We start from the raw sequence: 24,312 nt of genomic DNA on the forward strand, positions 1-24,312 counted from the left end.
GTCAGATCCGCTGCCACAGGGCCGGGACGTTCGGCGGCTCCCAGCCCGGGTACGCGGTGTGACCCTGGATGCACCGGTAGCTCACGCCGTCGTAGGTCACGACGTCCCCGGGCGCGTAGGTGGCGCCCGCCTGCCAGCTGGTCTGGCCGCCCCCGCCGGGCACGGTCAGGGTGTAGGTGGTGGTGTGGGTGGCCGTGCCGGTGCCGGTGATCGTCAGCGTGTACGTGCCGCCGGCCACGTCCGCCGCGACCTGGACGGTGGCGGTGGAGGACTGCCCGGAGGTCACCGAGGCCGGGCTGAAGCTCACGCTCACCCCCGACGGGGCGCCCGACGCCGACAGGCGCACGTTCTGCGCGGCACCGCCGGTGGTGGCCGTGGAGACGGTCACCGAGGCGGAGGAGCCGGGCCGGACCGTGCCGGCGGCCGGGTTCGCGGAGATCGAGAAGTCGTCCCCGGGCACGGGGGTGTCCCCGACGGCGGTCTTCCAGATCGTGTACGCGACCCCGTCGGCGCTGCGGTTCAGCGCGGTGGCGTTGATGTTGCCCGTGGTGTCGCACGCCGAGTGGTAGCACGAGTCGTAGGAGCGGCCCGCGGTACCGCCCCACTTGGCCGCCTCGGAGGCGGACTTCACCGCGTCGGCCCCGGTGGCGTAACCGGAGGTGGGGATGCCCACCTGCTGGAAGGAGTAGTCGTCGGAGCGGCCCTGGCCCTCGACGTTCTCCTGCGGTGCCAGGCCCAGGGAGTCCCAGTACGCCTTCATCGGGGCGGCGGCCGCCGAGTTGAGGTTGTTGACGAAGTAGCCGGCGTTGGTCGAGGCGACCATGTCGAAGTTGTAGTACGCCTTGATCCGGGCGCGGTCGGTGCCGGAGAGGGAACGGACGTAGAAACCGGAGCCGTTGAGGCCCTGCTCCTCGTCGGTCCACCAGGCGAACCGGACCCGGTTCTTCATGACGGGGTTCGCCTGGGCCAGCGTCAGCGCCGTCTCCAGGAGCGTGGCGGAGCCGGAGCCGTTGTCGTTGATGCCGGGGCCCGCGGAGACGCTGTCGAGGTGGGCGCCGAACATGTAGACGCTGTTCGCGTCGCCCTGCGGCCACTCGGCGATCAGGTTGTTGCCCGCGCCCGGGGTGCAGCCGGAGGTGCAGCTCTGCTCGGTGACCGTGTAACCGGCGGCCTGGAGCTTGCCCTTGACGTAGGCGAGCGAGGCGCGGTAACCGGCCGTGGTGGAGCGGCGGTTGCCGCCGTTCTGCGTGGCGATGGTGTTCAGCTGGGCCAGGTGTGCCTGCACCTTGGCGACGTCGACGTCGGGCGGGGTGCCCGGGCCGGTGCCGCCCCCGCCGACGGTGAGCGTGTACCGGGCGGTGTGGGTCCTGCCGCCGCCGCTGCCCGTGACGGTGACGGCGTACGTCCCGGCGGACGTGGCGGCCGAGGTGGAGACCGTCATCGTGGCGCTGTCGCCGGAGGTGACCGTCGCGGGGCTGAAGGAGACGTTCACGCCCGCCGGGGCGCCGGAGGCGGTCAGCGAGATCTGCTGCGCGCTGCCGGTGACGGTGGTGGTGCCGACCGTGGCCCGCGCGGAGGCGCCGGCGTCGACCGTGCCCGCGGCCGGGTCGAGGGACAGCGAGAAGTCGGACTGCTGGCCGGTGCACGTCGGATCACCCGGCTGGGCGGGGACGCTGACCGCGTCCCAGGCCGCCTTGGTGGCGTTGTACAGGCCGCAGCTCGCGTCGAGGTTCTTCGCCGAGGTCAGCGTGGCGGTGCGGTAGCGCTTGTAGGTCATGCCGCTGGTCTTGAGCAGCATGCCGCCGTAGAAGATCCTGCCCGCCGCCTGGATGCCGACGCCCGTGACGGTGGAGTTGTCGCAGGTGGGGCTGGAGGGCTTGCCGCCGCCGGGGCTGGAGCCCTCGGCCAGCAGGTAGAACCAGTGATTGAGCGGGCCGGCCGCGGCGTGCTCCTCGGTGGAGGGGATCGAGGCGGAATAGCAGCGGGGGTCGTTGTTGACCCGGCTCGGGTCGTACATGTTGCGGATCGGGCCGCGGCCCTGGAGGTCGATCATCTCGCCGACGGTGTAGTCGGGGGTGTCGTACGGCGCCGGCTCGTTCGCGTACGCCTCGGTCAGGGCGCCCATGATGTCGCCGGTCGCCTCGCCCAGGCCGCTCTCGTGGTTGTCGCCGCCGGGGGTGTAGGTGTCGAGGCCGTGGCCGAACTCGTGGCCGACGACGTCGATCCCGGCGATCCACTCGTTCGCGCTGTTGTGGCCGATGGAGATGGTGGAGCCGTCCCAGTAGGCGTTCAGGTCGTTGAGGCCGACGCGGACCGGCCAGCTGCCGCCGTTGCCGTCGTGGCCGTTGCGGCCCAGCCAGTTCTTGAGCATGTCCGACTCCTTCTGCGCCGCGAACATCGCGTCGACGCAGCCGGTCTCCTTGCTCGTGGGGTTGCCGGTGCCCCAGTTGTCGGTGGACTTGGTGAACACGCCGCCGCTGTAGTCCGAGCACTGCAGGCCGGGGCGGGTGGTGTCGCGCAGCACGTAGCCGCTGCCCGAGCGGGAGGTGTCGATGGTCAGCGGATTGGGGCCGTTCCACTTGCTGGTGCCGGAGCCCGCGCGGACGTCGTCGTAGGAGTCGACGACCTTTCCGGTGCGGGCGTCGACGAAGACGTGCAGCCTGCTGGGCACGTGTGCCTTCGTACGTCCGGTCAGCACCGTCTCCCAGGCGAGCGTGGCGGTGTCGTTCCTGACCCGGACCACCAGGCGGCCCGGGGCGGCCTTCTCGACCCGGGCGAGCCGGGCGCGGCTGGTCCTGGCCGCCCGCGCCGCGGTGACCGTGGGCTCGGTGGACACCGAGATCCGGGCGGTGGTGGCCGACTGGACGGCCCGGACCCCGCCGTCGCCGTCGGCGAGGACGACGGCGTCGCCGCCCACGACGGGCAGGCCCTCGTAGGTGCGCTGGTAGGCGACCGAGTACAGCCCCTTGACCCAGGGGGTGACCTGGTGGCGGTCGTACTGCTCGTGCGGGCCCTTGGCCAGCGCGTCCAGGCCGCTGCGCACGGCCCGGTCGGCGGCGGCCACGGCCTTCGCGGCGGGGGCCGGCCGCGGCCCGTCCGCCCGGGCCGCGGAGGCCGGCGCCGCCGCGGCCAACGAGGCCGGCGCCACCAGCCCCCCGAGGGTCACGGCCAGGGATACCCCGGCCACTGCCGTCTTTCTCAGCATCGCGGCTCCTTGTGAGAGGTGTGCGGCCTGTCCGGCCGTACGCGAGAGCCAGATCATGAACACGTCAACCCACTGAACCCGGGGGCGCCCGGTGTCTCCGCGCGACCCGCGGTGGAGTGACACTGACATGACATGGTCTGGACCGGCCGAACCCTCACACCGGCCCGCGCCCGGGTCAACGGTTTCCGGGGCGCGGTCCGGACCTGTCAAAATCCGGCAAGCGGGAGCCCGGCGCCCGCCCGCGCCGGGAGATCCTCACGGGCGCGCCTTCGCCGCTTCCCCCCTCCCGCGCGCCCCGGCCGCGGCCAGCAGCCGCTCGCGGTACTCCCTGACCTCCGGTACGTCGCCCCAGTCCGCGAGGAGCCGGGCGTGCAGGCCGCGCAGCTCGGCGTCGATCATCAGCTCCCGCGAGTCCAGCGCCTCGCCCAGCACCGGACCGGCCAGCGCCACCGCCGCCCCCGGGTCGCCGGCACACGCCCAGCCGTCGGCGAGCCGCAGGGTGAGCAGCAGCCGGGTGGACCGCATCACCGCGGGCAGCAGGGCGCGCGAGCGCTCGGTGGCCTCCACGGCGCGCCGGGCCGTCCTGCGGTCCCCGGTCACCGCGGCGAGATCGCGCAGCGCGCCGCCGATCGCCGACTCCACCCGCATCTCCCCCTCGGCGCCGGCCATCCAGGGCGCCTCCAGCAGGTCCCGCTGCCCGAGGCGGGCGAACCCGCGGCGGGCCAGGACGATGTGCCGGCGGCACTCGGCCGCGTCGTGACCGAGGGCGTACCCGCGGGCCTGGTACAGGTACGAGAGGGTGGCGACCCAGCGCCGCCGGCCGTCCACCGCGCCGATGGCCCGCGCGTACGCGAGCGTCGAGCCGGGGTCGTCGTCGAGCCGCACCAGAGTGCACATGTCGCTGAGCAGGGTCGCCCGGGCCGGGGCGTCGTGGACGGCGTCCGCCCAGCCCAGGCCGTTGCCGAACCACGCCATGCCGATGCTGCTCTGCCCCCGCTGCATCCGCAGGCGCCCGGCGACCTGCGCGTACTGGGCGGCCAGGCGCAGTTGCCCGTACGGCAGCCGGCCGGTGGCGTCGACCGCCTCGGCCCAGCGCACCACGGCCCGCAGCAGCCGCTCCACGGTCGCCACCCCGCCCGCGGTGGCCGGGCCGAACGCCTCGCGGATCAGACAGGCCAGCACGGCGGTCAGGGCGTGCAGCAGCTCCGACTCGGCACCCGGGCCGCCCCCAGGGCCCGCGCCCGCGTCCGCGCCGCCCACCGGGGCACCCGCTGCCGCGCCCGCCGGGAGCTCCGCGGCCGGCGGGACCGCGCCGGCCGCCCCTCCCGGCAGGCCGGGCAGCCCCGCCAGGAGGGCTGGTAACCCGGCCTGTTCGGGCACCGCGCAGCCCGTCGTGCCGTGCAGCGGGCACGCGAGTCCCTCGGCGGGCAGTTCCCGGGGCCACAGCCGCGGGTCCCACGCCTCCCGGTCCCCGGCCGTGTCCGCCCCGGGCATGGCGCCGAACAGCTTCCGGTCCAGCGAAGGCCGGGTCCGCGCGGGCGGCACACCGCGCGGCGCGGCGACGATCGCGGCCAGCTCTCCCCCGGTCTCCAGGACGGCGTCGAGGCGGCGCACCAGACCCGCGGGCGGCTCTCTGAGGCCGCTCTCCAGCTTGCTGATGAGGGTGTGGTGGTAGCCCACCCGCAGACCGAGCTGGAGCTGGGTGAGCCCGGCCTGTCTTCGCCGGGACCGCAACCGCCGCCCGAACTCCCCCCACCCCTGTGCCGCTTCGACGGACATGGCCCCTCCCGGACGAGGCTCGCGCCTCAAGAGCTGCGGACGAAAGGGGAGTCCACCCCTTTTGTTCCTTTTGTTCGCAGCTCTGAGCCGTGTGACACCGGACTTCGCCCCCCGCTACCGGACAGCACAGGGGAGCGGCCACCGCCCCGTCAATCGGGTGGGCGCAACAGCCGTCCAATTGGTCTCTACCAGATGTCCAAAAAGGGTGATCCCGGGAGATACGCCGTGACCCGGGCGTAAGGGGGGCGTTGAACGGTGAGTGCGGTCGCGCGACCTGCTGCCGCACTCATCGAGCAAGTTAGGAGAACGTGATGTCTCGCATCGCGAAAGCGGCTGCCGTCGCCCTCGGTACGGGTGCCGTGGTGATCAGCGGAGCCGGTCTCGCCATGGCGGACGCCGGCGCCCAGGGCGCGGCTGTCGGCTCGCCCGGCGTCGTGTCCGGCAACACCATCCAGGTTCCGGTCAACATCCCGGTCAACCTGTGCGGAAACACCATCGACGTGATCGGCGTCCTCAACCCCGCGTTCGGCAACACCTGCGCCAACGTCGGTCACCTCGGCAAGCACGACGACAAGCCGGGCAACTACGGCGGCTGACGACCCGGCAGTCACCGCGCCGGAGGCCGTTCCCGCAGGGCACGCCGTCCGCGCCGGTTCCACAGGGAAGCCCCGGCACCTCGAGCGCCGGGGCTCTCCCGTGTGCCCGGATCCTGGTCCGGGCCGCCGGGCTCGCGCGTGCGCCGCGGTCCGGGCGCGCCGGCCGCCCGCGCCCGGCGGCAGGAGCACCGCCCGGTGCCCGGGCTCAGGCGTACCGGTAGATGCGGCTGACGTCCTCCAGTGACTGCGGGGTGACGTCCCAGGGCGGCATTTTCTGGTGCCGGGCGACGATCCGGCCGTACTGCGCGTCGTCCGGCCCCGGCGGGGACGCGGGCAGGTAGCGGGCGCCCCGGTGGCGGCTCTGCCAGCGCGACCACTGCAGGTCGAGGAAGGCGTGGTGGAGCCAGAAGACCGGGTCGTTGACGGAGGCGGCGCCGAGCATCGCCCCGCCGACCCAGCGGTGCACCCGGTTGTGGTTGCGCCAGGAAACGCTGCCCCGGCCGGTGCCCCACCCCTCCAGCTTGTTGCGGAACCCCCTGGTGACCGTCGAGTCCCAGGGCGCGACGTCGTAGACGGGGTCCTTCAGCGCCCACTCCAGCTCACTCCTGGTGGGCAGTTGGATCGGGTCGCGGGAGCGGCCCAGGTCCCGGGTGAGGAACTGCCCGTCGGTGACACCCTCCTTGAGCGTCCAGCCGCCGTGCGCGTACGTGAACGGTCCGGTCGTCACGCGGCGGTCGGACGGCCGTCCGTCGCCGCCCATCAGGTCCGCGGTCCAGGGCGCCGAGGTAATCGTGCGCTGGCGCGTCCAGTCCCAGTAGGGCACCGTCACCGAGGAGTCCACCCGGCGCAGCGCCCGCTCCAGCTCCAGCAGGAACTTGCGGTGCCAGGGCAGGAAGGAGGGGGCCATGTGGGCCGGCCGCAGCCCCCGTTCGCCGTCGGCGGTGAAGTGGGCGACGTGCGTGCGCACGAACTCGTCGTACTCGCCGCGCCGCTTGACCTCCAGCAGCGCGTCCACGAAGCGCCGCTTCTCCGTGCGGGTGAGCCGGGTGACGTTCTTACGCGTGTACGCCACCGTGCTCACCCCCGGTGGCCGGGTCCGCGGACGGGCCGCCGACGGGCCCGGGGGCCAGGTCGCGCAGCCGCCGCCCGGGGCCCATCTCGTCGACGGCGCCGCGGGCCGCCTCCAGGGGCGTGCGGTAGGAGCTGTAGTGGTCGACCATGCTCAGCCAGGTGCCGTCGGCGCGGCGCATCAGGTGCAGCGGGCGGCCGTCCACGGTGACGTACCACAGGCCGGTTCCCCCGGCGCTGCGCCGCGGGGTCCACACACCGCGGATCCGACGGCCCCGGTAGGTCTCCTCGAAGGCGCTGCCGCCCGGCCCGCTCCAGGGGCCGCCGTACGGCCCGGTCCCGGGGAGCAGCGGCCGGGAGGCGGCGGTCACCGGGGCCATCGCGACGACGGCGGCGCAGGCGAGCAGCCGCCGCCGCGTCGCCTCCCGCCGCGTTCCGCCCCCGTCCCGCGCCGTGCCCGGGTCCACCGCCGTGCCCGGATCCCCTGCGGAGCCCGGGGCACCGCCCGTGCCGGTGCGGGTCCCGCCCGTGGTCCCGCCGCTGTCCTCGCTGCCGTCGCCGATGCCCATGGCTCACTCCTCGTCCGGTTCGGTTCTCCGCAGCCGTAACCGCCGAGGCCCCCGGACGGTCACCGCGATACGGCCGGACGGTGAACCGGGGACACGGCCGGACGGTGGACCGGGCGGGCGGGCCGGGCCGCCGTCAGAGGCCGGTACCCGTCGCCAGGTCGGCCCCCGGCACGGTCTGCAGCGCGGGGGTGAGGACGCCCAGCTCCGGCAGGGTCAGTGCCGGGAGGCCGGCTCGGCCGGCGCCGGGCCCGGTCAGCGGGCCGTCCACGGTCAACCCCGGCGAGACGGCCCGCAGGCCGGAGGGGGCCGTCCTGACACCGACGTGGTCGAAGCCGTCACCGAGGACGTGCGCCAGCGGGGCCCGGACGTCCAGGCCGGGCAGCCCGCCCTCGACGGGGAGCCGCGGCACCGCGCGCTCCGGCAGGAGCCTGCCCTCGGTGAAGCGGGGCCCTTCCGGGCTGCCCGGGGCGGGCAGCGGCAGCTCCCCGCGCACGCTGGGCAGTTCCATGCCGAGCGCGGACTCGGCGCCACCCAGCGGGACGGGGAGGGGGGCGGTGCCGGCCGCGGCGGCGGGAGCCGCGGCGGCGCCGACGGCCGCCGCCGCGCCCGCGACGAGGGCGGCAAGGGTTCCTCGGGTGGTCGACTTCATGGCAGGCACGGTCCCTCTCAGGTCGGGTTCGGGGTGGTCCGCCCCGGTCAACGATCCCGGCCTCGCGACCAGCGCAAGATTCCCCCGCATGCCGCAGTAGTACGACGGTGGGACGGAACGACGGGGGGAGCACCGCGCGGCGGCGGGCAGGCGGCGTCGGACGGGGCGGCAGGGCCGGTCCGGACGGTGTACGGCCCGGAGTGGCAAGACCGGTCCGGCCCGGTCCAGCCCGGACGGTGTACGGCCCGGAGTGGCAAGGCGGGCTCGGCCCGGACGGCGCACGGCGGACGGCGTGGGCGACGTCGAGCCGGCGGACGGCGGGCGACGGACGGGTCGAGGCGGCGGACGGCGTCGCGCCGGCGTACGGCGGACTGCACACGGCGGACGGTGTCGAGCCGGCGGACCGGGCGCCGGCCGGCGGAGCGGTGCCGGCGCCCGCGGTCCTGGGCGCGGCGCGGTCTCAGCTCTGCAGCGGCAGCCCGCCGAGCAGCGGGGTCGCGGTGTTCAGGGTCTTGGTGGCGCCGTTCACCGAGTGGAGCAGCGAGCCCTTCTTCTCGGTGTCGAGCGCGTCGGACTGGTGCCTGACCGGCATGACGTCGATGGGGTCCCTGGTGAGCGAGTTCACGGCGCCGTTGAGGCTGGTGGGCGTCAGGTCGGCGGCGTCGTGGGCGAAGGCGGGCGCGGCGGCACCGGCGGCGACCAGGGATCCGGCGAGGACGGCGGCGGCCTTGAGCGACTTCATCGTGTTCCTTTCCGCGGCGACGGGGCGTCACCGGAGGGGACGGGGTCGCCCTGCCTAACGAGCCCCGGGCGGGCCGGAAACCACGGTGCGGGAGATTGCCGAGTCCTCATACGAGACCTTCCGCATACAAGATCTTCCGCATACGAGATCTTCCGCATATGACACCGGCCGTCGCCGCGCGGGCCGCCGGCCGCCCGCACGCGACAGCCGCCGTGCCGCGCCCTGCGGGGGGGGCGGCACGGCGGCTGGGCGGTCCTCGCCGCGGGTCCTGTGGACGGGCCCCGCGGCGGGTGGCCGGATGCGGCTCGGAGCTGCGGCCGAAAGCGGGTTCCGGTCAGCGGGCGGTGTCCGGGGCCTTGCGATCGCACGCACCGGGCGCCGCCCGCCGGGGCCCGCTTCCGTTCGCGGCTCTTACGAGCCCGTCGCCGCCGCAGCCGCGACCTCGGGGACGGTGACGTCAGGCACCTTGATGTCGGGGACGTTGATCTCCGGCACGTTGATCTCGGGGACGGCGGCGGGGTCGGTGAGGGCCGGCAGGGTCGACGGCTGGGCCGCCACCGGTGTCGTCGAGGTGGCCGGGGTCGTCGGGGTCGTCGTAGAGGTGTTCGGCATCGACGCCAGGCCGCTGCCGGACAGCCCGGAGGTGACCAGGCCGGTGAGGTCCTTCACGAGCCCGTCGACCGCCGGGAGCACCTGGCCGACATCGCCCGAGGTGATCGCCTTCACCAGGCCGTCCACCGCCTTCTGCACGGCGGCCAGCGCGTCGCTCGCCGGGTCGGCGGCACGCGGTGCGGCCGCGCGGGCGTCGGCGGCGGGCAGCAGCACCCCCGTGGCCGCCGCCGGAGCGGCCGGTGCGAGCGTGAAGGGGACGGCGGGGGCGCCGGTCCCGGCGTTCGCGGTCCGGGGGGCCGAGGCGGCGAGTACCGCGTCCGCCTTGGCGAGGGCGTCCTTCGCCGCGTCACCGAGCTTCTGGACGTCGGGGGCGGACGTGGCGTTCTGGTCCGGGGTGAGCACGGCGGTCACCAGATCGCGGACCGGCGCGAGCACGCCACCGAGGCCACCGAGTCTCTGGACCTGGGCGAGCAGCGCGCCGGCGTCCGGGGCGGGGGAAGCGGACGCCGGCGCAGGACCGTTCTCGCGGGCCGCGTCGGCCGCCATGACGGCCGGGCTGCCGGCCCCGACCAGGAAGGCGGCGCAGAGTGCGGTGGACGCGACACGCCGCGCTGACAGACCTCGCATGGGAGTTCCTTTCGATGAGCACCGGATCTGGTGCCCACCGTGAAAGCGACCGTCGCGCTCCGCAACCGATCATGCGCCCGTCGTGTGACGGGTATTCAGCTCGCCGCGCCGTCCGACCTGGTGGGACGCGTTCCAGGGGCGCGATCGCGACGCCCCGCCCGTTCGGGGGAACAGCAGCGGCCGCCCTCCCCGCCGGGCCCCGGCGCGCGGTGCGCGGGGCCCGTGACCGGGGAGGACGGCCGCCGGAAGGACGCCGTGCCCGCGTCAGCCGTTGACGCAGGTGTTGCCGAACGCCGGGTTCAGCAGACCGATGACGTTGATGGTGTTGCCGCAGACGTTGACCGGGACGTGGATCGGGACCTGGATGACGTTGCCCGAGATGACGCCCGGGGAGTGGGCGGCGACACCGTTCGCACCGCTGTCGGCGGCGGCGATGCCGGCACCGCCGGCGACAGCCGCGGCGGCGGCGGAGGTAAGGACCAGGCCCTTGGCGATACGCGACATGGAAAGGAACTCCTTGCAGTTGACACACAAACACCCGGGCAGGGACGCCCGGCGCTGTGTCAACGCGCGGCTCCCGCCGGGGTTGTGCCGCCGAAAGAGTGATCTACGGATCGGACAGGCTTCACAGTTCCGACACACTTGCCCGGTTTCGTCGCATTAGTCCCGTTGGCCACTAGAGTTGCGGACCTCTCGACCCACCCCTTCGACGGACACCCGAAAGAGGCAACGACGGTCATGCGGCTTCCTCATCGGCCGCGGGTCCTGCACCTCACCCAGCCCGTGGACGGCGGGGTCGCGCGCGTCGTGACGGACCTGGTGCGGGCACAACTCGCGGACGGCTTCGACGTGACCGTGGCCTGTCCGGACGGCGCCCTCGGCGGACATCTCCGGACGCTCGGCGCGGACGTGCGCCCCTGGAACGCGGCGCGCGCGCCGGGGCGTTCACTCCCCCGCGAGGTACGGCAGCTCGTACGCGTGATCGACGACGTACGGCCGGATCTGGTGCACGCGCACAGCGCCAAGGCGGGGCTCGCCGGCCGCCTGGCCGTACGCGGCCGGATCCCGACCGTCTTCCAGCCGCACGCCTGGTCGTTCGAGGCGGTCGGCGGGGGCACCGCGGTGCTCGCGCGGGCCTGGGAGCGGTGGGCGGCGCGGTGGACCACGCGGGTGGTGTGCGTCAGCGAGGGGGAGCGCGCGACCGGCGTGCGCGCGGGGATCAGCGCGTGCTGGCACATCGTGCCGAACGGCATCGACCCGCACCGTTTCCCCGCACCCGCACCCGCACCCGCCAGGGCCACCACAAGCACCACCAGCACCACCAGCACCACCAGCACCACGAGTACCACCACCCCCGCCCCCACCCCGACCGCCGCGACTACCGCGACCGCCACGACCACCGCACCCGCCACGACCACCGACGTAACGGCTTCCGGCGTCCCGGTCTCCGCGCCCGTCGTCGTCTGTGTGGGGCGGCTGTGCCGGCAGAAGGGGCAGGACGTGCTGCTGCGGGCCTGGGACGCGGTCGCGGAGCGGGTGCCGGGGGCGCGGCTCGTGCTCGTCGGGGACGGCCCCGCCCGCGACCGGCTGCGGCGGCTCGCCCCGGCGTCGGTCCGGTTCGCCGGTGCCGTCGCCGACCCCGCGCCCTGGTACCGGGCGGCCGACCTCGTCGTGCTGCCCTCGCGGTGGGAGGGCATGGCCCTGGCCCCGCTGGAGGCGATGGCGTGCGGCCGAACCGTGGTGGTCACGGACGTCGACGGCGCCCGGGAGAGCCTGCCGCCCGCACTCGCCGCGCGGTGCCTGGTCCCGGCGGAGGACCCGGCCGCCCTGGCCCGCGCGGTCCTGGCACTGCTGCTCGACCCGCCGCTGCGCGCCTCCCTCGGCCGCCTCGGACGCGCCCACGTCCTGGCCTCGCACGACGCCCGGCGCGGTGCCGGGGCGGTCACGGCCCTCTACCGCGACCTGCTGTCCGCGTCTCCCGCCAGGTCCGCGCCCGCCCCGCGCACACGCCGCGAACCCGCCCCGCTGAACGGGCCCACCGGCTCCGCCAGGCCCACTGACTCCGCCGGCACCGGGTCCACCGGGTCCGCGCCGCCCAGCCGGCCCACCACCCCCGGCAACCGGGGCGAGCACGGCAACCCGAGCGGGCACAGCGAACCCAGCTCGCACGGCGGACTCAGCGCACCCGGCGAACCCGGCACGCGCCGCGAACCCAGCTCGCACAGCGAACCCGGCACGCACCCCGACCACAGCGCACCCGGCGGACCCGGCACCCACCCCGCCCCCAGCCCGCCCGGCGACCACAGCGAGTACTGCGAACCCAGCGAGTACAGGGAGTCCAGCCACCCGTGAGCGCGAAAAGCACCGTCCCCTCGCCCGGTCTGGCCCCCGGCCGGCCGCCACGGGACCACGGATCCACGGCCGTCCCGGTTCTCCGGCCGCGCCGCGGGGCCTCCGGTTTCCGCTTCCCGGTCCGGCGGCAGGGACCCCCGCCGCGGCTGGCCGCCGCGCTGCCGCTGATCGTCGCGGACGGCGCCGCCGCCCTGCTGGGCGCCCCGGCGTTCGCCGGGGCCGAGCACCGCCCGCTGCTGGTCGCCCTGCTCGTGACCGCGGCCCTGCTGCTGCGGGCGCAGCCCTCCGGGCAGCCCGTGCCGTCGGTCCTGGACGAACTGCCCGCCGTGTGCGGCCGGATCGCGGTGGCCTGGCTGGCCCTGGCCACGCTCGTGGCGGCGTACCGGCCGGGGCACGCGCTGACCGGCCGCGCCCTGCTGGCCGGGTTCGCGCTGCACGCCGCGGCGAGCTGCCTGCTGCGCGGCGCCGTGCACGCCCGGCGGCGCGCGGACCTGCTGCGCCGGCCGCGCGCCGCCCTCGTCGTCGGCCCGGCCGAGACGGCCCAGCGGGTGGCCGCGGCCCTGCTGCGGCATCCGCGGTGCGGGATGCGGCCGGTCGGGGTCGTCGCCGACCGGCCGGGCGGCCGCACGGGCGGGCTGCCGGTGCTGACCCGCGGGGCGGAGGTGGAGCGTGCGGTCGTGCAGAACGGGGTGCGGGCGGTGCTCGCCGTCCACCCCTCCGTACGGACCGGACAGGGGCCGCTGCTGCGGGCGCTGGCCGAGTCGGGCTGCGCGGTGTGGGAGATCGACGCGGACTCTCCGTCGTACGCGACGAAGCAGCGGCTGGCCGGGTTCTCCTGCCGGCGCCTGCTGATGTCGGGCGCGCGGCGCGGCAGCGCGGGCAAGCGGGTGCTGGACGTCCTGGTCTGCGGTGCCCTCCTGCTGCTGGCCGGGCCGCTGCTGCTGGGCTGCGCGGCGCTGCTGCGGCTCACCGACGGGCCGGGTGTGCTGTTCCGCCAGGAGCGCATCGGCCGGGACGGCAGACCCTTCACGCTGCTGAAGTTCCGTACGCACCGCCCCGCCGACGCGCACGAGGCGGCGACGCGGTGGAGCGTGGCGGGCGAGCAGGAGATGCGGCCGCTGTGCCGCATGCTGCGGCGCACCTCGCTGGACGAGCTGCCGCAGCTGTGGAACGTGCTACGCGGGGACATGAGCCTGGTCGGTCCGCGCCCCGAACGCCCATACTTCGCGGCCCGGTTCAGCCAGGAGCACCCCGGTTACGCGGCGCGCCACCGGATGCGGTCCGGGATCACCGGACTGGCCCAGGTCCAGGGGCTGCGCGGGGACACCTCGATCGAGGACCGGGCCCGCTTCGACAACGCCTACATCGACAACTGGTCGCTGTGGCAGGACGTCTGCATCCTGCTGCGCACCGCGGTCGCGCTGGTGCGGCCGACGGGGAGCTGAGGACGTGACCCACGCCGCGCTGCCCGAGCCGCCGCACCGCCTCGCCGTGCCCGCCCGGCCGCCGCGCCGGTCCGGCGGGACGCTCCGGCCGGTGTCCCGGGCCGTGCCGCACGGCCCGGTCCTGCCCGTGGCGGCGGTCCTGGCGGCCCTCGCCCTGCCGCTCGCCCCGGGGGGCGGCGCGGGACCCGCGGACGTGGTCTCCGGGGTCGTGGTGCTGTACTGCACGGTGCGGCTGCTGCGCGCGCGGCGGCGGCCGCTCACGCCGGTGGCCGCCGTGGTGCTGGGGCTGCCGGTGACGGGCTTCGCCCTGGCCGCCCTGGCCGCGTCGTCCCCGGCGGCCGCGTTCGCGGGGCTCGGCCGGTACCTCCAGGTCTTCGTCCTCGTCCCGGCGGCCGTGCTGCTGCTGATCCGGGACCGCGCCGACTTCCGGCTGCTGGCCTGGGCGTTCACAGGTCTCGGGCTGTGGCAGGGCGCGGTGGGCACCCACCAGTACCTCACCGGGACCGGTGCCTCCTACCAGGGTGCGCAGATCCGTGCCGTGGGCACCTTCGGCCCGGGGGACGTGATGGGCATGGCGACGGCGGTCGCCCTGGGCGTGGTGTGCGCGGTGGGGCTCGCGCTGGACCGCTGCGGCGGCGCACGGCAGCGGGCGGTGGCCGCCGGGTGCGCGGCGGTGCTGCTGGTGCCGCTGGCGCTGTCCTTCAGCCGGGGGGCGTGGATCGCGACGGCCGTGACGTGCGCGGCGCAGCTGCTGCTGGCCGGGGTGCGGCGCGCCCTGAAGGCGGGGCTGGCGCTGGCCGCGGCGGGCGTGGTCCTGGTGGGCGGGCTGGGCGTGGGAACGGCGCTGCTGGAGCAGCGGTTCGACAGCATCACGCAGGTCGCGGGCGCCCCGGACCAGTCGGTCCGCGACCGCTACGCGCTCTGGACGGCCGCGCTCGGCATCTGGCGCGAACATCCGCTGACGGGAGTGGGTTTGAAGAACTTCCCGGAGTACCGCGACGGGCACGCCCCGATGGCGCTGTCCGCGGCGAGCGACACCGAGGGCGCGGGCGCCGCGTTCCGCAGGCAGCCGCTGCTGTCGCCGCACGACATGTATCTGCTGGTGCTGAGCGAGCAGGGGCTGAGCGGTCTGGTGGCCGTCGCCGGGAGCTGGCTGGCGCTCCTGGTGTGCGGGGTGCGCCGGCTGCTGCGCGAGCGGCGCAGGGCGCCGTCCGCGGCGGGCGGGCCCGACTGCGCACTGGTCGCCTGCGGCCTGCTGGTCTGGCAGCTCACCGACTTCGTCTACGGGGACATCGGCGGCCCCTCGACCGTGCTGACCGCCGTGTCCTTCGGGCTGGCGGCCTGGTGGGCGGTGGCCCGGCACCCCGTTCCCGGCGTGGACGGGCGGGCCGAGGGAGTCGTGACGCGATGACGGTGACCCCTCCTCCCCTGCCCCGTTCCGGCGGCCCCGGCGGCGACGGCACGGCGACCGTCCCCGCGGCACGCACCGCCACCGGCGCCGGCGGTGCCCTGCGGCCGGCGTCGGGCTCCCGCGGGTTCCTGGCCAGGGCCACCCTGGTCACGGCCGTGCTGTCGGTGGCCGGGTCGCTGCTCGGCCTGGTCCGGGACCAGGCGCTGGCGCGGCTGTTCGGCGCGGGCAGCGACACGGACGCCTTCCTGGTGGCCTGGACCGTGCCGGAGTTCGCCGCCACGCTGCTCATCGAGGACGGGCTGGCGTTCGCGCTGGTCCCGGCGTTCAGCGCGGCGCTGGCCCGGCGGGCGCGGGGCGCCGCGGGCGACCCGGTGCGCTCCCTGGTCACCGGCACGCTGCCCCGGCTGGCCTTCGCGTGCGCCGCGGTGTGCGCGCTGGCCGTCGGCGCGGCCCCGCAGCTCGTCCAGGTGCTGGCGCCGGGCCTGCCCGACCCGCGCCTGGCCGCCGACTGCACCCGGCTGACGGCCACCTGCGTGCTGACCTTCGGGCTCGCGGGCTACTGCAGCGCCGTGCTGCGCGCGCACGGCCGCTACGTGGCGCCCGCGGCGATCTACGTCGCCTACAACGCGGGCGTCGTCGCCTCGATGTTCTGGCTGGGCGGCGCCTGGGGGGTGCGCTCGGCGGCGGCGGGGGTCGCGGCGGGCGGCTGCCTCATGGTGGCCGTCCAGGTGCCCGCGCTGTGGAAGCAACTGCGCACGGGGGTGCGCCCGCCGGCCGGCACCGGCGGCGCGGCGGCCCGGCCCATGGACCTCGCGCTCGTCGCCTCCGTGCTGCTGTTCGCGCTGTGCCGTCAGTCGCAGGTCCTCATCGAGCGGTTCCTGGCCTCGCCGCTGCCCGCCGGGGCCATCTCCCACCTGAACTACGCGCAGAAGGTGGCGCAGATCCCGATGACGCTGTCGCTGATGCTGTGCACGGTCACCTTCCCGGTGGTGGCGCGGGCGCTCGCCGACGGCGACACCGAGCGGGCCCGCGACCGCGTGGAGCGGGACCTGGCGCTGGTCTCCTGCCTGGTGCTGCTGGGCGCGGCCACCGTGATCGCCTGCGCCCCGCAGCTCATCGGACTGCTGTTCCAGCGCGGCGCCTTCACCGCGGACGACACCGCGGCGACGGCCGCCGTGATGCGCGTGTACGCCCTCGGGCTGCTCGGCCAGGCCCTGGTGGGCGCCCTGGTCCGCTGCTACGTCGCGGGCGGCCGGCCCGCCTGGTACCCGCTCGCCGCGATGGCCGCGGGCCTGGTGACGACCTCCTGGACCGGCGCCGCCGCGGTCGGCCCCTGGGGCGTGGCGGGCATCGCCGCCGCCAACGCGGCCGGCATCACCGTGACGGCCGCGCTGCTGCTGGCCGGGACGGGCCGGTGCGGGGTGCCGCTGCGCGTGCGGCGGGTGCTGGCCGAGGCGAGCAGGCCGCTGCGCGCCGCGGTCGTCGCCACCGCGGCCGGGGTGTTCGCGGCGAGCCTGCCCCACTCCCCCGCCGCGGGCCTGGCGGCCGGCGCGCTGACCGTCACCGCCGTCCACGTCCTGCTCGCCCGCGCGCTCGGCGCCGAGGGCGTCGAACCCGTCCTCAGCTCCGTACGCTCCGTCACACGAAGGCTCCGGCATGGCCTCTCCCGCTGAAACCGCCCCGCTCGCCGACGCCGGCGAGCCCACCGCGCCCTTCCCCTGGGTGGCGATGTACCACTCGGTGGGCGACCGCTCGGACGATCCGTACCGCATCACCGTGACACCCGAGCGGCTCGCCGGTCAGCTCCGGTGGCTGCGGCGGCGCGGGCTGCGCGGGGTGTCCGTGCGCGAGCTGCTGGCCGCCCGCGCCGAGGGCGGCGGCAAGGGCCTGGTCGGGCTCACCTTCGACGACGGGTACGCCGACTTCGTCACCGCCGCGCTGCCCCTGCTGCACCGGCACGCCTGCGGCGCCACGCTGTTCGTGCTGCCCGGCCGGCTCGGCGGCGACAACGTGTGGGACCCGCGCGGTCCGCGCAAGCCGCTGCTGGCCGCCGACGGCATCCGGCACGCGGCGGCCGAGGGCGTGGAGATCGGCTCGCACGGGCTGACCCACACCGACCTCACCCGGGCCGACGACCGGGCCCTGACCGCCGAGGTCACCAGGAGCCGCGTCCTCCTGGAGGAGCTGACCGGGGCCCCCGTGGACGGCTTCTGCTATCCCTACGGCGCGGTCGACGACCGGGTGCGGGCGGCCGTACGGGCGGCGGGGTACTCCTACGCCTGCGCCGTCGACCCCGGCCCGCTCACCGGCCCGCACGCGCTGCCCCGGCTGCACCTCGGGCAGCGGGACACGGCCTGGCGGCTGCACCTCAAACACGAGCTGCACCGGCTGCGCCGCCGCCCCGTGAAGGGCGTGTGAGATGCGGGTCCTGCACATCATCACCGGCCTCGGCGTGGGCGGCGCCGAGCAGCAGCTGCGCCTGCTGCTGCGTCACCTGCCCGTCGACTGCGACGTGGTGACGCTCACCCGGCCCGGCGCGGTCGCCGAGGGCCTGGCCGCCGACGGCGTCCGCGTCGTCCACCTCGGCATGGCCGGCAACCGCGACCTGTCCGCGCTGCCGCGCCTGGTCCGGGTGATCCGGGCGGGCCGCTACGACCTCGTCCACACGCATCTGTACCGGGCCTGCCTGTACGGCCGGCTCGCCGCGCGCCTGGCCGGGGTCCGCGCCGTCGTCGCCACCGAACACTCCCTCGGGGACGGGCAGATGGAGGGCCGCCCGCTGACGGCGGGGGTGCGCGCGCTGTACCTGGCCGGTGAACGGCTCGGCTCCACCACGGTCGCCGTCTCGGCCACGGTGGCCGGCCGGCTCCAGCGCTGGGGCGTGCCCGCGCCGCGCATCGCGGTCGTCCCCAACGGCATCGACCTGGACCGCTTCCGCTTCGACGCCGACCGGCGCGCGCGCACCCGGCGCCGGCTGGGCCTGCCCGAGGACGCGTACGTGGTCGGCGGCATCGGCCGGCTGACGGCGGGCAAGCGGTTCGACGTCGTCGTCCGCGCCCTGGCCCTCCTGCCCCGTGACCACTGGCTGCTCCTGGTGGGCGGCGGCCCGGAGGAGAGCGTGCTGCGCCGCACCGCCCACGAGGCCGGGGTGGCCGACCGGGTGCTGTTCGCCGGCGAACGCCCCTGCGCGCCCGACGGCTCCCCCGGCCCCGACCTGCCCTCGCTGACCGCCGCGATGGACGTGCTCGCCTCTCCGTCGCGGCAGGAGGCGTTCGGCCTGGCCGTGGTGGAGGCCCTGGCGGCCGGGCTGCCCGTGCTGTACGCCTCCTGCCCGGCCGTGGAGGACCTGCCCCCGCACGCCGCCGCCGGCGCCCGGCGCGTCCAGGGCGGCCCGGAGGCGTACGCCCGCGCGATCACCGAAGTACGCGCCGGTGGCCCGCACCCGCGCACGCCCCCGGCGGCGGCCCGCCACTACAGCATCGCCCGCACCGCCGCCCGGCTCATGGACGTGTACACCGCCGCGGTCCGGGCCACCACGCCCGCCCCGGCCCGCCCGACCCCCTCCGTCCCACCCCAGGGAGCGACTTCCGCATGACCGACCGCCCCACCCGGCCCCGCCGGTTCTCCCCCGCCCGTCTGCGGCGGCTTCCCCGCTGGTCGCTGGTGGTGGCCGGCACCGCCGCCGGCGGCCTGCTCGGCGGCGCCTACGGCCTGCTGGAACCCCCCGTCTACACGGCCACCAGCTACGTCGTCGCCGTCCCCGCGCAGAAGACCGACCCCGCCGCCGCGCTCGGCCTCGCCCAGGCCTACGGGCGGGTCGCCACCCAGCTCGCCGTCCTCGGCGACGCCCAGCGGCAGGCGGGCGTGCCGGTGCGCACGCTGCGCCGCAGTGTGCGCACGGCGACCTCGCCGGACGCGCCGATGATCGCCGTGTCCGCCACCTCCACCCGGCCCGCGCTGGCCGCCGGCATCGCCGACGCCGTCTCCGACGCGCTGACCCGGCACGCCGGGGACACCGCGGACAGCACCCACGTCTCGCTCGTCCGCTTCGCCCGCGCGGTGCGCCCCACCGACCCCTCGTCCGCCTCACCGGCGGTGACCGCCCTGGTCGGCGCGAGCGCGGGCGGGCTGCTGGGCGGGCTCGCCCTGCTGGTACGGCCGCGGCGGGACGAGCCCGGCGCCCCCGCGCCCGCCGCCCCGGTCCCCGGGCCGGCCCCGGCCGCCGACGTGCACGGCCGGCTGTGACCGCCACCCGCCTCGCGCCACCGGCGCGCCCGGCCCGTGCGGCGTACACCACGGAACTCGTCACCGACGCCCGCGCCTTCGCCGCCCTCGCCCCGCAGTGGGGGCGGCTGTTCGCCAGGTGCGGCGCGGCGACCCCGTTCCAGAGCCACGCCTGGCTGCACTCCTGGTGGCAGTCCTACGGCACCCCGGGGCGGCTGCGGCTGCTGCTGGTGCGCGAGGGCGGTGAACTGGTCGCCGCCGCCCCGCTGATGCTGCGCCGCACGCCCCTGCCCGCGCTGGTGCCGCTGGGCGGGGCGATCTCCGACTACGCCGACGTCCTCGTCGACGACGGACACGCCCACCCGGCGGCCGCCGCGCTCGCCGGGGCGCTCGGCGAGGCGGCGCGGACGGCGCTGATCGACTTCCGCGAGGTCAGGCCGGGCAGCGCCGTCGAACAGGTCTACGACCGCTGGCGCGGGCCGCGGCACCGCGCGCCCGACTCGCTCTGCCTGGAGCTGCCCGCCCTGCCCCTGGACGAGCTGGTCACCCGGCTGCCCGCGGCCAGGGCGCAGCGGGTACGCGCCAAACAGCGCAAGCTGCGCGCGCTCGGCGTGGAACGGCACGTCGTACGCCCCGAGGAGACGGACGCGGCGCTGGCGCGGCTGCTCGCGCTGCACCGCGTGCAGTGGCAGGGCCGGGGCGTCACCCCCGAGCACCTGCGGTCGCGCTTCGGTGAGCACCTGGCGCGGGCGGCGGGCCCGATGGTGCGCGACGGGCAGGCCGTGGTCACCGAGTTCCGGCTCGACGGCGAGGTGGTGGCCGTGGACCTGACCCTGCTCTCCCGGCGCCTGATGGGCGGCTACCTCTACGGCGCCCATCCGCTGCTGCGGGAACGCAAGGCCGACGTGGCGGTGATGCTGCTGGAGGCGTGCACCGCGCACACCGGCGAGGGCGCGCCGGACACGCTGAGCCTGCTGCGCGGCGACGAGCCCTACAAACACCACTGGCGCCCCCGCCCGGTCGTCAACCAGCGGCTGCTGCTGGCCCGGCGGCGCACCGCCGGGCTGCTGACCGCGGCGGCCGGCGAGGCGGCCCTGCGCCGACGGGCCGGACAACTGCTGCGCCGGCGCCCGCCCTCGCCGTAGGCGGCCGTCCGGACGGCTCACCTAGCCGGGAGCGGGCGGCGCTGTGGGCGCCGGGGCCGGGACCGCGGCGGGGGCCGGGACCGGGGCCGGGGCCGGGACCGGGACCGGGGCGGGGGCCGTCGGGAACGGGGTGGCGGGGGACGGGGGCGGGGGCGGAGTGGTGGCGGGGGTGGCCGGGGCAGGCCGGCCGAAGAGGACCGCGCGGTAGACGCGTGCGGCGGCGGGGTTGGCCCCGCACTGCCAGACGCCGTGCGGGCAGTAGTCGGTCAGCGTGTTGTAGAGCGGCCGGTACCGGTCGAACCAGGCGAGCATGCGCCGCATGTACTCGGCGTTGTCGCCGTTGCGGAACAGCCCCCATTCCGGGTAGGAGACGGGCTTGCCGTGGGCCCTGGCGAAGTCCACGTGCGCCTGGAGCCCGTACGGCTCGCCCACCTGCTGATCGAAGGTCAGTCCCGTCGGCTGGTCGTAGGAGTCCATGCCGACGATGTCGACCGTGTCGTCCCCCGGGTAGCACTCCGTCCAGGGAACGGCGTCCCGGCCCCGGTTCGGCGCGAAGTCGAACCGGAACCTCTGGCCCGCGACGGAGCGCATCGCCGTGACGATGCGCCGCCAGTAGCTCTTCCAGGCCTGCGGATCGGGACCGCAGCGGTGGGTGTAGGTGGTGCCGTTCATCTCCCAGCCGAGCACGATCACCGTGTCCGGCGCGCCCGCCCCGACCAACCGCCGGGCCAGGGCGCTGAAGTGGTGGTCGAACCGCCCGGCCGCGCCCTGCCGCAGCAGTCCGCGGACCTCGTCGTCGGAGAGGTGATCCTCGTTGCGTTCCTGCATCGGGACGTTGAGGACGAGCATCCGGTCGGGCCGCTGCTCCCGCCACTGCGCCCAGACGTCGAGGAAGCCCGGCGCCCCCTCGATGTCCCGCCAGCGGTCGCCGGGCAGATAGGTGTGGCCCACCCGCAGTTCGGCACCGCCCAGCCAGCTGCTGAGCTGCGCCATCCGCGCCACACCCCGCGCGTCCGACTCCAGGAACGCCCCGAAGGCGGGACTCGCGGGCACGGCGGACGGGCTCACGGACGCCGGCGGAACGGTCGTGGGCGCCACCGCCGGCGGCGGGATCACGGGATCCGCGGACGGACTCCCGGCCACCGCGGGCGGGCCCGGTGGCAGGGCAGGCGGGCTCGGTGACGCGGCCGGAGCGGGCGGTGTGCTCAGTGACGTGGCCGGTGGGGCGGGGGGAGCCGGCGGGGCCGTCGGCTCCCCCGGTGGGGCCGGTGGCGGGTCTCCCGCCCCCGTGGCGGCTCCGCAGGCCAGGGCGGCCGAGGTGACGGCCGCCGCCGCGACGACGGTCAGCCGCCGGATCCGGCCTCGCTGTGCAGCCATGCCCGCTCCTTCCCGCACGCCCCGGCGGGCCGTGCTGACGAGCCGTCAGCTCGCCCTCGCCCTATGAAGTCAGGCACGGAAGGAGCAGGACCGCCACCGCCGGTACGGCCTTCGGGTGTGCCGCGCGTCCGCCCGGGTGACGGAGCCCGGAAGAACGGCCACCGCCGCGGCCGGCCGCCGTGGCGGCTCGGCCGCGGCGGTGTGGCGCCGGACCCGCGGACCGTCTACCGGTGGGCGCCCAGGGACCGGCCGCGGCGGTAGAGGACCGTGCCGCCGGCGATCAGCGCGGCACTGGCGGCCGAGGCGGCCAGCAGCGCCCCGGTGTTGCCACTGCCGGTCTCGGCCATCTGCGGCGGGGTGTGCTCGGCCGGGGGCGGCGTCGCGTGGTGCGTGGGCGGCGGGGTGGTGTGGTGCGTGGGCGGCGGCGTCGAGGCCGGCGGAGAGCTCGGCGGCGGGGTCGTGCACTCGCCCGGGGAGGGCTGCTCGCCGTACGCGCCCGAGGAGGGCTGCTCCCCGTAGCCGCCCCGGTCCTCGCAGTCGGGGCTGTGCGACGGGGGCGGCGGCGTCTTCTCCGAGACGTTGGCGCACTTGTTGCCGAACGCCGGGTTCAGCGCCGCCGCGGCGTCGACGGTGTTGCCGCAGGCGTTCACCGGCACCTCGACCGGCGCCTGGACGGTGTTGCCGGACAGCAGGCCGGGTGAACCCGCGCTGACTCCGTCCGCCGTCGAGTCGGCGAAGGCGGCACTGCCGTACAGGGACAGCACGCTCGTCGCGGCGGCCGCCGCGAACACTCCCCTGCTCAGGGTCTGTCGCAATCTAGTGGTCTTCCTGCTCGAAGCCGCTCGCGGCGGCTTGAGGAACGTTCAGATGTGGGAGGGCCGGCCCTGGGTCGCGAGTTCGACGTCCGAGGCCGGCCCTGACCCGGCCGGGACGGCCGGTGCGCCCGTGCGGTCAGTGGTTGACGCAGGTGTTGCCGAACGCGGGGTTCAGCAGCGCGATGATGTCGATGGTGTTGCCGCACACGTTGATCGGGACGTGCACCGGGATCTGGATGGTGTTGCCGGAGATCACACCCGGCGAACCGACGGCCGCACCCTCGGCGCCGGCGTCGGCGAAGGCGGGGGCGGCCATGCCCAGAGCCAGGATGGCGCCGGTCACGACAGCGACGCTCTTCTTCATGGAAGTTCCCTTCTCGGGGCAAGGCCCCAATGACGGCGAGAAACCGAGTGAGCACGACCTCACGGTCGCGGCACTGAACGAGGAATAGACGTAATGGAAAACGGCGGAACGTAAATCGCCCGACAATTCACTCGACTGCCCCGCGCACCATACGCCTCGCCCTCGGCTGCTCGGGCGAAAACAATTCAGCGAAAACAGCCCGGGCGCCCGCGGACGGAGCAGCGGACGACCCGGGCCGGCCAAGAACGGCTCAGCTTTCGCCGTTGGCCGAGAGGACCGACAGGTCCTCCAGGATGTGCGACAGGGCGCCGTCCCGCTTGGCCTGGGTGGAGTTGTCCGAGCACTGCTGGTTCTGCCGGTCGGACAGGATCGGGATGTCCTGGACGTTCACGATCTGCAGCACGCCGACGTTGGTCTCGTTGAGACCCAGGCACGGCTTGTTGAGCGTGCCCTCGATCAGCGAGAGCTGCGGGCTCATGTCGCCCTTGGTCGCCGAGTTGCCGAACGACGACGTCGCGTCGTTGCCGTTCGCGATGGACGGGCCGTTGTCGTTCCCGATGGCAAGCGCCGCGGGAGCAGCCGCCACCGACCCACCGACGACAGATACGGCGGCCGCAGCGGCGACCATTGCCTTCTTGAGCACTGCGCGTTCCTTTCCTCGTAGGTCCTACGGCCTCATCAACACGGTGGCGGGTGTTTGGTTGCGGGGGTTCACCCGGTTGGCCCGCACAGCATTTGAAAACGCCTGACAATCACGGAGTCCGGAAAGCACACAAACACTTCGCGGGGTCCGCCGTGGGAGTGAACGGGAGAAACCACGGTGGCCCCGGGCAGTTGACCAGAACGCTCCGGTGACGGGGTTCCCTCAGAAAGGACCGCCCAGTGATCAAGAAGTTTGTCGCCACCGCGGCCATCGCCGCCTCCGCGCTCGGCGCCTCCGCCGCCGCCGCTCCGCAGGCCCTGGCGATCGGCAACGACAGCGGCCCGACGGCCTTGAACGGCAACGGTGCGTGGCAGAGCTACGGCAACTCGACCACGTACGGGAACATGAGCCCGCAGATGGCGCTCATCCAGGGGTCGTTCAACAAGCCGTGCATCGCCGTGGGCGAGCTGCCGGTCGGAGTGCTCCAGGTCGTCAACGTCCAGGACATCCCGATCCTCTCCGACCGGCAGAACCAGCAGTGCACCGAGAACTCCACGCAGGCCAAGCGCGACGGCGCGCTGGCGCACCTGCTGGAGGACGTGTCGATCCTGTCGCAGAACAGCGAGCGCTGAGCCCGCGGCACGGCCGACGGGAGCGGGCCGCCGAGTTCCTCGGCGGCCCGCTCCCGT

Annotated in this window: 22 protein-coding genes; 10 read left to right on the forward strand and 12 right to left on the reverse strand. The window is 75.6% G+C overall.

Features of this window, described 5'->3' with window-relative positions:
- Position 1 precedes the first annotated feature (1 nt).
- Together ABZ719_RS23805 and ABZ719_RS23810 are read right to left on the reverse strand one after the other, a co-directional pair.
- Complete coding sequence (locus ABZ719_RS23805; protein WP_366727201.1) at positions 2–3,205, reverse strand: M28 family peptidase; 3,204 nt, start codon at positions 3,203–3,205, stop codon at positions 2–4.
- Between the two features lie 255 nt (positions 3,206–3,460).
- The gene (locus tag ABZ719_RS23810) at positions 3,461–4,984 is read right to left on the reverse strand and encodes a helix-turn-helix transcriptional regulator (protein WP_366727202.1); all 1,524 of its coding nucleotides are present in this window, start codon (positions 4,982–4,984) and stop codon (positions 3,461–3,463) included.
- Between the two features lie 311 nt (positions 4,985–5,295).
- On the opposite strand from ABZ719_RS23810, the gene ABZ719_RS23815 reads away from it, so the two are divergent.
- Complete coding sequence (locus ABZ719_RS23815) at positions 5,296–5,580, forward strand: chaplin (RefSeq protein ID WP_037859711.1); 285 nt, start codon at positions 5,296–5,298, stop codon at positions 5,578–5,580.
- A 205-nt stretch (positions 5,581–5,785) separates the two neighbouring features.
- Here the strand turns inward: ABZ719_RS23815 and ABZ719_RS23820 are convergent, their stop codons facing one another.
- From ABZ719_RS23820 to ABZ719_RS23845, 6 genes are all read right to left on the reverse strand, one after another.
- Positions 5,786–6,652: a tyrosinase family protein gene (locus ABZ719_RS23820; RefSeq protein WP_366727203.1), complete on the reverse strand. Its 867-nt coding sequence runs from the start codon at positions 6,650–6,652 to the stop codon at positions 5,786–5,788.
- Positions 6,636–7,217, reverse strand: coding sequence for a tyrosinase family oxidase copper chaperone (locus ABZ719_RS23825; protein WP_366727204.1), 582 nt, complete (start codon positions 7,215–7,217; stop codon positions 6,636–6,638). The genes ABZ719_RS23820 and ABZ719_RS23825 overlap by 17 nt, the downstream gene beginning before the upstream one ends.
- 133 nt (positions 7,218–7,350) lie before the next feature.
- Positions 7,351–7,866 carry a hypothetical protein gene (locus ABZ719_RS23830; RefSeq protein ID WP_366727205.1) on the reverse strand — a complete coding sequence of 172 codons (516 nt, stop codon included), beginning with the start codon at positions 7,864–7,866 and terminating at the stop codon, positions 7,351–7,353.
- A 460-nt stretch (positions 7,867–8,326) separates the two neighbouring features.
- The gene (locus ABZ719_RS23835; RefSeq protein WP_366727206.1) at positions 8,327–8,608 is read right to left on the reverse strand and encodes a hypothetical protein; all 282 of its coding nucleotides are present in this window, start codon (positions 8,606–8,608) and stop codon (positions 8,327–8,329) included.
- Positions 8,609–9,019: 411 nt separating this feature from the next.
- A complete protein-coding gene (locus tag ABZ719_RS23840) occupies positions 9,020–9,847 on the reverse strand; it encodes a hypothetical protein (RefSeq protein ID WP_366727207.1) in 828 nt (275 codons plus the stop codon).
- Positions 9,848–10,111: 264 nt separating this feature from the next.
- The gene (locus ABZ719_RS23845) at positions 10,112–10,351 is read right to left on the reverse strand and encodes a chaplin (RefSeq protein ID WP_037859702.1); all 240 of its coding nucleotides are present in this window, start codon (positions 10,349–10,351) and stop codon (positions 10,112–10,114) included.
- Positions 10,352–10,585: 234 nt separating this feature from the next.
- Here ABZ719_RS23845 and ABZ719_RS23850 point away from each other — a divergent pair, with 234 nt between their 5' ends.
- The 8 genes from ABZ719_RS23850 to ABZ719_RS23885 all read left to right on the forward strand — a co-directional run bounded on the left by ABZ719_RS23850 (position 10,586) and on the right by ABZ719_RS23885 (position 20,424).
- Positions 10,586–12,199 (forward strand): glycosyltransferase, encoded by a 1,614-nt coding sequence (locus ABZ719_RS23850; protein ID WP_366727208.1) that lies wholly within the window; start codon positions 10,586–10,588, stop codon positions 12,197–12,199.
- Positions 12,196–13,644 (forward strand): exopolysaccharide biosynthesis polyprenyl glycosylphosphotransferase, encoded by a 1,449-nt coding sequence (locus ABZ719_RS23855; protein WP_366727209.1) that lies wholly within the window; start codon positions 12,196–12,198, stop codon positions 13,642–13,644. Before ABZ719_RS23850 ends, ABZ719_RS23855 begins: the two co-directional genes overlap by 4 nt.
- A gap of 91 nt (positions 13,645–13,735) precedes the next feature.
- Positions 13,736–15,055: an O-antigen ligase family protein gene (locus ABZ719_RS23860; protein ID WP_366727235.1), complete on the forward strand. Its 1,320-nt coding sequence runs from the start codon at positions 13,736–13,738 to the stop codon at positions 15,053–15,055.
- The gene (locus ABZ719_RS23865; protein WP_366727210.1) at positions 15,052–16,728 is read left to right on the forward strand and encodes a lipid II flippase MurJ; all 1,677 of its coding nucleotides are present in this window, start codon (positions 15,052–15,054) and stop codon (positions 16,726–16,728) included. The genes ABZ719_RS23860 and ABZ719_RS23865 overlap by 4 nt, the downstream gene beginning before the upstream one ends.
- Complete coding sequence (locus ABZ719_RS23870; RefSeq protein ID WP_366727211.1) at positions 16,712–17,473, forward strand: polysaccharide deacetylase family protein; 762 nt, start codon at positions 16,712–16,714, stop codon at positions 17,471–17,473. Before ABZ719_RS23865 ends, ABZ719_RS23870 begins: the two co-directional genes overlap by 17 nt.
- Before the next feature lies 1 nt (position 17,474).
- Complete coding sequence (locus ABZ719_RS23875) at positions 17,475–18,650, forward strand: glycosyltransferase (RefSeq protein ID WP_366727212.1); 1,176 nt, start codon at positions 17,475–17,477, stop codon at positions 18,648–18,650.
- Entirely contained in the window at positions 18,647–19,300 is a 654-nt protein-coding gene (locus ABZ719_RS23880) for a lipopolysaccharide biosynthesis protein (RefSeq protein ID WP_366727213.1), read from the forward strand. The genes ABZ719_RS23875 and ABZ719_RS23880 overlap by 4 nt, the downstream gene beginning before the upstream one ends.
- Positions 19,297–20,424, forward strand: a complete 1,128-nt coding sequence (locus ABZ719_RS23885) for a GNAT family N-acetyltransferase (protein WP_366727214.1) — start codon at positions 19,297–19,299, stop codon at positions 20,422–20,424. The genes ABZ719_RS23880 and ABZ719_RS23885 overlap by 4 nt, the downstream gene beginning before the upstream one ends.
- Positions 20,425–20,445: 21 nt before the next feature.
- Here the strand turns inward: ABZ719_RS23885 and ABZ719_RS23890 are convergent, their stop codons facing one another.
- From ABZ719_RS23890 to ABZ719_RS23905, 4 genes are all read right to left on the reverse strand, one after another.
- A complete protein-coding gene (locus ABZ719_RS23890; protein WP_366727215.1) occupies positions 20,446–21,801 on the reverse strand; it encodes a glycosyl hydrolase in 1,356 nt (451 codons plus the stop codon).
- Positions 21,802–22,025: 224 nt separating this feature from the next.
- Positions 22,026–22,616, reverse strand: a complete 591-nt coding sequence (locus ABZ719_RS23895; RefSeq protein ID WP_366727216.1) for a chaplin — start codon at positions 22,614–22,616, stop codon at positions 22,026–22,028.
- A 136-nt stretch (positions 22,617–22,752) separates the two neighbouring features.
- Complete coding sequence (locus tag ABZ719_RS23900) at positions 22,753–22,980, reverse strand: chaplin (RefSeq protein ID WP_366727217.1); 228 nt, start codon at positions 22,978–22,980, stop codon at positions 22,753–22,755.
- A 250-nt stretch (positions 22,981–23,230) separates the two neighbouring features.
- Entirely contained in the window at positions 23,231–23,623 is a 393-nt protein-coding gene (locus ABZ719_RS23905; protein WP_037864459.1) for a rodlin, read from the reverse strand.
- Positions 23,624–23,862: 239 nt separating this feature from the next.
- Between ABZ719_RS23905 and ABZ719_RS23910 the strand changes: the two genes are divergently transcribed.
- The gene (locus tag ABZ719_RS23910; protein WP_366727218.1) at positions 23,863–24,255 is read left to right on the forward strand and encodes a rodlin; all 393 of its coding nucleotides are present in this window, start codon (positions 23,863–23,865) and stop codon (positions 24,253–24,255) included.
- The last annotated feature ends 57 nt before the right edge of the window (positions 24,256–24,312 follow it).

Origin of the sequence: Streptomyces sp. NPDC006743 (assembly GCF_040703815.1) — a bacterium.
Classification (GTDB): Bacteria; Actinomycetota; Actinomycetes; order Streptomycetales; family Streptomycetaceae; genus Streptomyces.